This is a genomic window from Pluralibacter sp. (genome assembly GCF_019237635.1).
In the GTDB taxonomy this organism is placed as follows: domain Bacteria; phylum Pseudomonadota; class Gammaproteobacteria; order Enterobacterales; family Enterobacteriaceae; genus Enterobacter_B.
On record NZ_JAFAGS010000069.1, the window covers coordinates 38,203 to 48,565 of the forward strand.

The 10,363-nt window shown below is 51.4% G+C and carries 12 protein-coding genes; 9 read left to right on the plus strand and 3 right to left on the minus strand.

Going from position 1 to position 10,363, the window contains the following annotated elements:
• The first annotated feature begins 51 nt into the window (after positions 1-51).
• The 3 genes from JO226_RS08085 to JO226_RS08095 all read left to right on the plus strand — a co-directional run bounded on the left by JO226_RS08085 (position 52) and on the right by JO226_RS08095 (position 1,912).
• Positions 52-933, plus strand: a complete 882-nt coding sequence (locus JO226_RS08085; protein ID WP_293546433.1) for a RepB family plasmid replication initiator protein — start codon at positions 52-54, stop codon at positions 931-933.
• Positions 934-1,122: 189 nt separating this feature from the next.
• The gene (locus JO226_RS08090; RefSeq protein ID WP_293546436.1) at positions 1,123-1,653 is read left to right on the plus strand and encodes a DUF2778 domain-containing protein; all 531 of its coding nucleotides are present in this window, start codon (positions 1,123-1,125) and stop codon (positions 1,651-1,653) included.
• Positions 1,631-1,912: a hypothetical protein gene (locus tag JO226_RS08095; RefSeq protein WP_293546439.1), complete on the plus strand. Its 282-nt coding sequence runs from the start codon at positions 1,631-1,633 to the stop codon at positions 1,910-1,912. Before JO226_RS08090 ends, JO226_RS08095 begins: the two co-directional genes overlap by 23 nt.
• Before the next feature lie 12 nt (positions 1,913-1,924).
• Here JO226_RS08095 and JO226_RS08100 read toward each other — a convergent pair whose 3' ends face one another.
• Positions 1,925-2,104 carry a type VI secretion system tube protein Hcp gene (locus tag JO226_RS08100; protein WP_293547040.1) on the minus strand — a complete coding sequence of 60 codons (180 nt, stop codon included), beginning with the start codon at positions 2,102-2,104 and terminating at the stop codon, positions 1,925-1,927.
• A 287-nt stretch (positions 2,105-2,391) separates the two neighbouring features.
• Between JO226_RS08100 and arsR the strand changes: the two genes are divergently transcribed.
• Genes arsR through arsC form a run of 5 tightly spaced genes read left to right on the plus strand, consistent with a single transcriptional unit; the run spans position 2,392 to position 6,700 of the window.
• The gene (gene arsR, locus JO226_RS08105; RefSeq protein WP_001114073.1) at positions 2,392-2,745 is read left to right on the plus strand and encodes an As(III)-sensing metalloregulatory transcriptional repressor ArsR; all 354 of its coding nucleotides are present in this window, start codon (positions 2,392-2,394) and stop codon (positions 2,743-2,745) included.
• A gap of 47 nt (positions 2,746-2,792) precedes the next feature.
• Positions 2,793-3,155 carry an arsenite efflux transporter metallochaperone ArsD gene (gene arsD, locus JO226_RS08110; protein ID WP_000783215.1) on the plus strand — a complete coding sequence of 121 codons (363 nt, stop codon included), beginning with the start codon at positions 2,793-2,795 and terminating at the stop codon, positions 3,153-3,155.
• 17 nt (positions 3,156-3,172) lie between these two features.
• Positions 3,173-4,924 carry an arsenite efflux transporter ATPase subunit ArsA gene (arsA, locus tag JO226_RS08115; RefSeq protein ID WP_001556710.1) on the plus strand — a complete coding sequence of 584 codons (1,752 nt, stop codon included), beginning with the start codon at positions 3,173-3,175 and terminating at the stop codon, positions 4,922-4,924.
• A gap of 48 nt (positions 4,925-4,972) precedes the next feature.
• Positions 4,973-6,262, plus strand: a complete 1,290-nt coding sequence (gene arsB / locus JO226_RS08120) for an arsenite efflux transporter membrane subunit ArsB (RefSeq protein WP_000922630.1) — start codon at positions 4,973-4,975, stop codon at positions 6,260-6,262.
• A 12-nt stretch (positions 6,263-6,274) separates the two neighbouring features.
• Positions 6,275-6,700 (plus strand): glutaredoxin-dependent arsenate reductase, encoded by a 426-nt coding sequence (gene arsC, locus JO226_RS08125; protein ID WP_000065758.1) that lies wholly within the window; start codon positions 6,275-6,277, stop codon positions 6,698-6,700.
• Positions 6,701-6,730: 30 nt separating this feature from the next.
• Here the strand turns inward: arsC and JO226_RS08130 are convergent, their stop codons facing one another.
• Positions 6,731-7,135 (minus strand): ArsA-related P-loop ATPase, encoded by a 405-nt coding sequence (locus JO226_RS08130; protein ID WP_004118313.1) that lies wholly within the window; start codon positions 7,133-7,135, stop codon positions 6,731-6,733.
• Positions 7,136-7,143: 8 nt separating this feature from the next.
• Entirely contained in the window at positions 7,144-7,716 is a 573-nt protein-coding gene (locus JO226_RS08135) for a recombinase family protein (RefSeq protein WP_001556711.1), read from the minus strand.
• Positions 7,717-7,879: 163 nt separating this feature from the next.
• Between JO226_RS08135 and JO226_RS08140 the strand changes: the two genes are divergently transcribed.
• The coding region (locus JO226_RS08140; protein ID WP_293547028.1) for a Tn3 family transposase at positions 7,880-10,363 on the plus strand (2,484 nt) is incomplete at its 3' end.

The window sequence follows — 10,363 nt, forward strand, 5'->3', positions numbered from 1 at the left end:
CATTGTACAGGGTAGGATCCTTATACTGTCCACAAACCTCGCTTGGTGAATATGTCCAATAATAATAATGAGTTAGCATTATTTATTGAAGAGCAGCACAAGGAAAGCGGTGAGGTTATCCACCTGATACCGACTCTTCGTCAGACCATTCAGCCAAAGGTTCTTCTGCGACTAGGTGTGTTTGTACCGACGTTGAAATCCACTGAGAAGGGTGGCCGGAAAAGCCACTGCGTTGACGCCACGGAGGCCCTGTCCCGATTATCCATTATAGAGGGTGAGGGCTACGATCAGATCCAGATTTACGGCCCGCGGCTTGATATGGATACGGACTTTAAAGTCTGGGTTGGCATTGTGTATGCGTTATCTAACAAAAAGCTCAACGAGGAAGGCCAGCTGGAGCTGAACTTCCCGGAGTTCGCCAAATACTGTGGCATCGATAGCAAACGCATAGACCGGCAGCTGAAAGCACGCTTTGATAACTCCTTAACCCGTATATCTCGAACACACATCAACTGTGTTAAAAAGATACCCGGTACAGACGATCATATAACTATCAACCTGCACCTGGTTGAGAGCACGTATTACAACAGCGCTATGGGCAAGGTCATCATCCATCCCAACACCAAACTTAATACACTGTACCGGGTGGATGGCAAAACCAGGCTGTACCTGCGATCACTCCAAAAACTGTCACGTAAAGAATCCGCCCAGGCGCTGTATCTTTATCTGGCTGAACTCCCCAGCACATTCTACAGAATTGGCTTTGACAGGCTGCGCGAGCGGCTCCAGCTGTCCTCTCACCTCGGTAATCAGAACGCCATCGTGAAGAAAGCACTGCAGCAGTTGAAAGATATTGGCTTTCTGGAGTATTCCGTTGAAAAGGAGAATGACGATTACGTCCTGAATATCCTGAAGCGGAACCCGAAACTGTGAATCACCCGGTAAAGTGGACATCCACTATACCGGGGGAAGTATTGCTTCAAATTTAAAAAAAAGTGCCTCATATCTCTGCTCCATTTCCCTGCAAACATCTGCTGCGTTAATAATCAATTACGAAATACCTTTCAAAAAACAAGCATCTGCGCTGTACACTTAACCCACAAAATCAAGAGGGATTAATGTATGCCGTTAAATGGAAAAATGTTACTGAACGGTGCCGACGTCGCGCCGCTTTCTTTTGCCGGTGTGGGTACGTTTATGGCGTTCTCCGGCAACGGGGCGTATAAAAACCGGGGCGGCTGCGGCAAGTATTCCGGGAAAAAAGCCGGTGACGGTCCGCTCCCTGAAGGACGTTACTGGATTGTGAGCCGTGGCGGTGGCGGTTCAATCTCAAAGGGCATTGCTTACGTCAAAGACACGTACAACAAGTGGCACAGTGGCGCAGAGTTCAGCCGTGATGAATGGTTTGCGCTGTACCCGAACGACTGGAATATCGACGATGCGCTCTGGATTGAAGGTGTGAAGCGCGAACATTTCCGCCTGCACCCGGGTGTGCTGTCAGACGGCTGCATAACCCTGGTGAGCAATGCTGAGTTTCGCACTCTGCGTAACGCGCTGCTGGCCACCACGCTTATCGATGTGCCCTGCATGAAGGATTTGAAGGCATACGGCATGATCGAGGTGGTCAACAATGGCTACAACCTCTGCAAGTAGGCTGACCATGACGCTGGCCCGCTGGCTGGTAAAAATCGGCTGGTTTCTCGGGCTGCTCTATATCGGCTTACGAATCATCTCGCCTGAGAAGTTCATTAGCCTGTACACCTCTGAGCGCTTCGCTCAATGGGTACATGGATACTCAAGCCAGGAGAATTTCGACGACCTGTGGGTGCTGACCTGGGTGGTTAGCTCTTTGGCGTTCGCCGTGGTGGGGTATCTGCTCTCAATGTGGATTATCAGAAAAGTGCGCCGCTAAGGGCGCATTTTTTTAAGCCGTTTTACGCTCATTCCAAGCATCGGCGTACTGCACGTTCCCGTCCATGTAGTGCCAGGTGATTTTCTCGTAGTTCAGACTGACATTTTCGACGTGGTTAATCTGCGAGCTGGAGAGTTTTGTGTTTGGGATCGAGGTAATCACGCTCGTCACCTTCACGTTCTCCAGGATGATTTTGTAGTAACAGGGGTCTGAGGGCCAATGGAACGAAAACGTACGCTAAGGAAATAACCAATTGTTATAATTGATATTATTCATTCTTCTCTATGAACTGAAAGCCCGCACTAAGCAATGTTTTAGCCTCAAATGACTTTTTTACCTACCCAACTAACGTAACGATCGCACATCAGGTCGTTTTTCAACCGCATAGTGACACCTGCACTCACATGCGAGAAAACACATATGATTTTGACTTCTTGTTTTGGTGGAGAGACAATACCCATTCATAGCAGGAGTACATAATGCCAGAAATTGCATCCCTACAACTTTTCAAAATACTATCTGATGAAACCCGCCTGGGTATCGTGCTACTGCTCAGGGAGATGGGGGAGCTGTGCGTATGCGATCTCTGCACAGCGCTGGAACAATCACAACCCAAGACCTCCCGCCATCTGGCGATGCTTCGGGAAAGTGGCCTGTTGCTGGATCGCAAGCAGGGGAAATGGGTTCATTATCGCTTATCCCCGCATATTCCTTCCTGGGCTGCCCTGGTGATTGAGCAGGCCTGGTTAAGTCAACAGGACGACGTACAGGCCATCGCCCGTAAGCTGGCATCGGCCAACTGCTCTGGCAGCGGTAAGGCTGTTTGTATCTAAAAATTTTGCCTGTACATATATGTTTTTACGAATATGAGGTGTTAAAGATGAAAATGTTAACGGTGTTTGATCCGGCGATGTGCTGCAGTACCGGCGTTTGTGGTTCAGATGTCGATCAGGTTTTGGTCAATTTTTCTGCTGATGTGCAATGGCTGAAAGGGCGTGGGGTTCAGATCGAACGTTATAACCTGGCGCAGCAGCCTATGAGCTTCGTTGAGAACGAAAAAGCGAAAGCATTCCTTGAGGCTTCTGGAGCTGAAGGGCTTCCGCTGCTGTTGCTTGATGGTGAAACGGTGATGGCCGGGCGATACCCAAAACGCGCTGAACTGGCTCGCTGGTTTGGTATACCGCTGGAAAAGGTGGGTTTAGCTTCCACCAGTTGCTGTGGTGGTAAAACTTCCTGTTGTTGAGTATGTCAGGAGGACATATGAAATTCTTAGAGAATATCCCGTCTTACCTGTTTTTCACCGGTAAGGGAGGTGTAGGCAAAACTTCGATTTCCTGCGCAACGGCTATACGTCTGGCTGAACTGGGAAAGCGTGTTCTGCTTGTCAGTACCGACCCGGCTTCCAATGTCGGTCAGGTATTCGATCAGACTATCGGTAACACTATCCAGCCCGTGACTGCTGTGTCTGGTCTTTCGGCTCTGGAGATTGACCCGCAGGACGCCGCCCAGCAATACCGCGCCAGAATCGTTGACCCTATTAAAGGTCTTTTGCCTGATGACGTTGTTAACAGCATCAGTGAACAGCTTTCAGGAGCTTGTACGACAGAGATCGCTGCATTCGACGAGTTTACTGGCTTACTGACTGACGCTTCTCTGCTGACCCGCTTTGATCACATCATTTTTGATACTGCCCCAACTGGCCACACTATTCGCCTTCTTCAGCTTCCCGGAGCCTGGAGCAGCTTCATCGAAAGTAACCCGGATGGTGCTTCCTGTCTTGGTCCAATGGCTGGGCTGGAAAAACAACGCGAGCAATATGCTCATGCGGTTGAGGCATTATCCGATCCTGAACGAACTCGCCTTGTGCTGGTCGCGCGATTGCAAAAATCAACACTGCAGGAAGTCGCTCGTACTCATGACGAATTATCAGCTATTGGCCTTAAAAATCAGTATTTAGTCATTAACGGTGTCCTGCCTGCGAGCGAAGCAGAACGTGATGCACTGGCCGCTGCAATATGGCAACGGGAGCAAGAGGCGCTGGCAAATCTTCCTGCCGGGTTATCTGATTTGCCGACAGACAACTTATACCTGCAGCCGCTGAACATGGTTGGTGTATCCGCATTGAAAGGCCTGCTCAACGAACACGCTGAGATAACATCGCTTCCTGAACAAAGCCCACAGAACAAGCCAGAGAATATGTCGTTGTCTGTCCTGGTTGATGATATCGCCCGCAGTGAACACGGTTTGATTATGCTGATGGGCAAAGGTGGTGTGGGCAAAACCACAATGGCTGCGGCTATCGCCGTCAGTCTGGCGGATAAGGGTTTTGATGTGCATCTCACCACCTCAGATCCTGCTGCACATCTCAGTACAACGCTCAATGGCAGCCTCAAAAATCTGCAGGTCAGCCGAATCAACCCTCACGATGAAACTGAACGCTATCGTCAGCATGTTCTTGAGACGAAAGGCAGGGATCTGGATGAGGCTGGGAAACGGCTGCTCGAAGAGGATTTACGTTCTCCTTGCACAGAAGAGATTGCGGTGTTCCAGGCGTTTTCACGCGTAATTCGTGAAGCTGGCAAACGGTTTGTGGTCATGGATACGGCACCTACCGGGCATACGCTATTACTGCTTGATGCTACCGGGGCTTATCACCGTGAGATTGCCAGGAAGATGGGGGATAAAGGTCATTTTACCACTCCGATGATGCAGCTTCAGGACCAGGAACGTACCAAAGTTTTGCTGGTCACTCTGCCTGAAACCACACCTGTACTGGAAGCGGCAAACCTGCAGTCCGATCTTGAACGTGCGGGGATTCATCCCTGGGGCTGGATTATCAATAACAGCCTTTCGATTGCACAGACGCAATCGCCGCTGCTTTGCCAGCGCGCCCTACAAGAGCGTCCTCAAATCGAGGTTGTGAAAAACCAGCATGCAAGCCGCATAGCGTTAGTACCGGTAATGGCTGCAGAGCCCACTGGCATCGAGAAACTCAGAGAGCTGGTTGTTTAATTTTTTTTGTATATACAGGGCGGCAAAGCCGTCCTGTCTGGAGGATTTATGTTACTGGCAGGCGCTATTTTTGTCCTGACCATCGTTTTGGTTATCTGGCAACCGAAGGGATTAGGGATCGGCTGGAGTGCGACGCTGGGCGCGGTACTGGCGCTGATCTCTGGCGTAGTCCATTTTGGTGATATCCCTGTAGTGTGGAATATTGTCTGGAATGCGACGGCGACCTTTATTGCCGTGATTATTATCAGCCTTCTGCTCGATGAATCGGGCTTTTTCGAATGGGCGGCGCTGCACGTTTCACGTTGGGGTAACGGTCGCGGGCGTTTGCTGTTTACCTATATCGTTTTGCTCGGCGCAGCGGTGGCGGCACTGTTTGCCAACGATGGTGCGGCATTGATTCTGACGCCAATTGTTATCGCCATGCTGCTTGCATTAGGTTTCAGCAAAGGCACTACGCTGGCATTTGTCATGGCCGCCGGGTTTATTGCCGATACGGCCAGTCTGCCGCTTATCGTGTCCAACCTGGTTAACATCGTTTCTGCAGACTTCTTTGGGCTGGGTTTCACTGAGTATGCGTCGGTAATGGTGCCGGTGGATATCGCAGCCATTATCGCCACGCTGGTGATGCTGCATCTGTTCTTCCGCAAAGATATTCCGCCAACTTACGACCTGGCTCTCCTGAAAGCACCGGCAAAAGCGATTAAAGATCTGGCAACCTTCAGAACCGGCTGGATAGTGTTGATCCTTCTTCTGGTTGGCTTTTTCGTCCTTGAGCCGTTGGGTATCCCGGTCAGTGCGATTGCTGCTGTAGGGGCTGTCATTCTGTTTGCGGTGGCGAAGCGAGGCCATGCCATTAACACTGGCAAAGTGCTTCGCGGTGCGCCATGGCAGATCGTCATATTCTCTCTGGGAATGTATCTGGTGGTCTATGGTCTGCGTAATGCCGGACTAACAGAATACCTCTCCGGTGTGTTGAACGTGCTGGCAGATAAAGGACTTTGGGCCGCGACGTTTGGTACTGGCTTCCTGACGGCTTTCCTCTCTTCCATCATGAACAATATGCCTACCGTGCTGGTTGGTGCTCTCTCTATTGATGGCAGCACTGCAACAGGCGTTATCAAAGAGGCGATGATTTTTGCCAACGTGATTGGCTGCGATCTTGGACCGAAAATTACACCTATTGGTAGCCTGGCAACGTTGCTCTGGCTGCATGTCCTTTCACAGAAGAACATGACCATCACATGGGGATACTATTTCCGCACCGGGATCGTCATGACTCTGCCTGTGCTGTTTGTAACGCTGGCCGCGCTGGCGCTACGTCTCTCTTTCACTTTGTAATGAGATACTGATATGAGCAACATCACCATTTATCACAACCCAGCCTGCGGCACGTCGCGTAATACGCTGGAGATGATCCGCAACAGCGGTATCGAGCCGACCGTTATTCTTTACCTTGAGACTCCACCTTCACGCGATGAGCTGCTCAAACTCATTGCGGATATGGGCATTTCCGTCCGGGCTTTGCTGCGTAAGAACGTCGAGCCGTATGAGGAACTGGGTCTTGCAGAAGATAAATTTACTGACGACCAGCTCATCGACTTTATGCTACAGCATCCGATTCTGATCAACCGTCCGATCGTAGTGACGCCACTGGGAACTAAACTTTGCCGTCCTTCAGAGGTTGTTCTCGATATCCTTCCAGATGCCCAGAAAGCGGCTTTCACCAAGGAAGACGGTGAAAAAGTCGTTGATGATTCAGGTAAAAGACTGAAATAAAGACGAAGGGGGCATTTGCCCCCTTCATTATTACTTCGCCATTTCTTCCAGCAGGTCAATACCAACCGGCTCTTCGCTCTGTAGCGCTGTTAATGCAATACGCTTTGCATACTGCTCTTCCACATCAGAGATGAGAGGCAGCTCGCGGTTCGCCCTGATCTTCAGGAAAGGCGAAGACGGTTGAGCAGCTGCCAGGCTGTTATTAACGACCCATGCCCACGGCTCGATGCCAGCTCGGCGTAGATCCTGCTGCAGGTTAGCGGCTTCCAGTACAGGTGTCGTTTCGGCAAGCGTCACGATAATCACCTTCGTCTTCTCCGGGTCTGCTGCTTTTTCGCTATCACCTGTCTTCGATGTCAGAAAGCGAGAGAATTCGGCTTCATGCTGTCGCCAGAACACACTCATGCAATTGTTGAATGCCTTTACATCACTCATGTTCGTCCTCAAATTTTGCTCAGATTAACCCGGCTCTCATCTTCCAGAATTTTATAAACAGTGGAACGGGCAATACTGAGCCGGCGGGCAATATCTGTTGCACCAGTTCCCTGCTGATGAAGTGCCAGTACACTATTTCTGTCGATGATGCGCTTTCGGCCAAACCGGATACCTTTCAGCCTGGCCTCCTGCCGTCCTTCGTTCGTACGCTCCAGAATCCTCCTGCGTTCGGCCTGGGCTACAGCTGAAAGAATGGTCACAACCATTTTCCCCATTTCACCGTCGGTGCTGATCCCGTCGTCTATGAATCGGACCGCGACTCCCTGAGCGTCGAATTCTTTTATCAGTTGGATCATATCGGCAGTGTCGCGGCCAAGCCGGTCGAGTTTCTTCACCAGGATGACGTCACCTTCCTCCACCTTCATTCGCAGCAGATCCAGTCCTTTCCTGTCGGTAGAACTGCCGGATGCTTTGTCGGTAAATATGCGACTGGCTTTCACCCCCGCCTCTTTAAGCCCCTTGATCTGAATATCGAGGGACTGCTGGCTTGTTGATACCCGTGCGTAACCAAAAAGTCGCATAAAAATGTATCCTAAATCAAATATCGGACAGTGGGTGTCTGTTATAACAAAAAATCGATTTAATAGACACCTAGACAACACCATTTTAGTGTGTCCGAGAATTTATAATATTTCGGACGGTTGCGAAATTGTTAATTCATGACCATCAGGCAGGGAGGCCGGTATGCCCGTCGATTTTCTGACCACTGAGCAGGAACTGAATTATGGTCGCTATGTTGCAGAACCCAATGACGTGCAGCTGGCGCGCTATTTTCATCTTGATGAGCGGGATCTTGCCTTCATTAACCAGCGGCGGGGAAGGCATAACCGGCTGGGAATTGCGCTTCAGCTCACCACCGCCCGTTTTCTGGGCACCTTTCTGACAGACTTAACCCGGGTTCTGCCAGGTGTTCAGCAATTTGTCGCGGTGCAGCTTAATATTCGCCGTCCAGAAGTCCTTACCCGCTACGCAGAACGGGTTACCACCCTCAGAGAGCATACTGCGCTGATTAAGGAATATTACGGTTACCATGAATTTGGCGATTTCCCCTGGTCTTTCCGCCTGAAGCGCCTGCTGTACACCCGCGCATGGCTCAGTAATGAGCGACCCGGCCTTATGTTTGATTTTGCCACCGCGTGGCTGCTTCAGAATAAGGTCCTGCTGCCCGGAGCAACCACACTTGTACGTCTCGTCAGTGAAATACGCGAACGGGCAAATCAGCGGCTGTGGAAGAAACTGGCCGCGTTGCCGGACAGCTGGCAGACCGCCCGCGTGACGGAGCTTCTGGACATTCCTGAGGGGCAGCGTACTTCACCGCTGGAGCAACTGAAAAAGGGACCGGTCACCGTCAGCGGCCCGGCATTTACCGAAGCGCTGGAGCGGTATATCCGGCTGCGAAACCTGGAATTTTCCCGACTGAATTTTACCGGTCTGCCTGCTATACAACTGCGTAATTTGGCCCGTTACGCAGGCATGGCGTCGGTAAAATATATCGCGCGAATGCCACAGCAGAGAAAACTGGCCGTACTCACAGCATTCGTTAAAGCGCAGGAGACTGCGGCGCTGGATGAGGCCGTTGATGTGCTCGATATGCTGATACTGGATATCACTCGTGCGGCGAAGAAAACGGGGCAGAAAAAACGGCTCAGGACGCTTAAAGATCTTGATCGTGCTGCGCTAATATTGGCGCGGGCATGTTCATTGTTGCTGGATGAACAGGCTGACGATGCTGAACTGAGGGAGACCATATTCAACAGCATACCGAAAAGCAGGCTGGCAGAATCCGTCTGCAAGGTAAATGAGCTGGCCCGGCCTCAGAACAACAATTTCCATGACGAAATGGTGGAGCAGTACGGGCGGGTAAAGCGCTTTCTTCCGGCGGTATTGCGCGACCTGCATTTCCAGGCAGCGCCAGCCGGAGAACATACGTTGTCCGCCATTCATTATCTGACCGAACTGAACTGCTCGAAAAAGCGCATCCTGGACAATGCGCCTGAACATATTATTACCGGCCCCTGGAAACGCCTGGTATACGATGCGGAGGGCCGGATACAGCGTGCCGGTTACTCGCTTTGTCTGCTGGAGCGCCTTCAGGATGCACTACGTCGAAGGGACATCTGGCTCGAAAACAGCGATCGCTGGGGAAATCCCCGCGAGAAGCTGTTGCAGGGGGAAGAATGGCAGGCTCAGCGGGTCCCCGTTTGCCGGGCGCTGGGACATCCCACTGATGGACATAAAGGCGTGCAACAGTTGGCGGTCCAGCTAGATGAAACCTGGAAAACCGTCGCATCCCGCTTTGAAGGAAATGCGGAGGTTCATATTTGCCATGACGGTAAACATCCTTCCCTGACTATCAGCAGCCTGGAGAAACTGGAGGAGCCAACATCGTTGCATCGTCTCAACAGTCGGGTAAGGCTGCTACTCCCGCCAGTAGATTTGACGGAACTGTTGCTTGAAATAGATGCCAGAACGGGATTTACACGTGAGTTTACGCATGTCAGTGAATCCGGGGCCCGGGCACAGGATCTGCACATCAGCCTGTGCGCGGTCCTGATGGCAGAGGCCTGCAATATCGGGCTGGAACCGCTGATAAAGCACAATATACCGGCGCTGACGCGCCACCGGCTTAGCTGGGTAAAACAGAATTACCTCCGGGCAGAAACGCTGGTCAGCGCCAATGCCCGCCTGGTTGATTTTCAGTCCACACTGGAGCTTGCTGGCCGCTGGGGTGGTGGCGAAGTGGCTTCAGCTGATGGCATGCGCTTTGTCACGCCGGTGAAAACCGTCAATTCAGGACCTAACAGAAAATATTTTGGTTCCGGACGTGGCATCACCTGGTACAACTTCGTCTCTGATCAGTACTCTGGATTCCACGGCATCGTTGTCCCCGGCACATTACGAGATTCCATTTTTGTGCTGGAAGGCCTTCTGGAGCAGCAGACAGGGCTGAATCCGGTTGAGATCATGACAGACACAGCCGGTACCAGCGACATTATTTTTGGCCTCTTCTGGCTGCTGGGATACCAGTTTTCCCCCCGGCTTGCCGATGCCGGTGAAGCGGTATTCTGGCGAGTGGATAAATCGGCAAATTACGGTGCACTGGACGAACTGGCACGTGGTTGTGCCGATCTGTCGAAAGCCGAGGATCAGTGGGATGAGATGATGCGA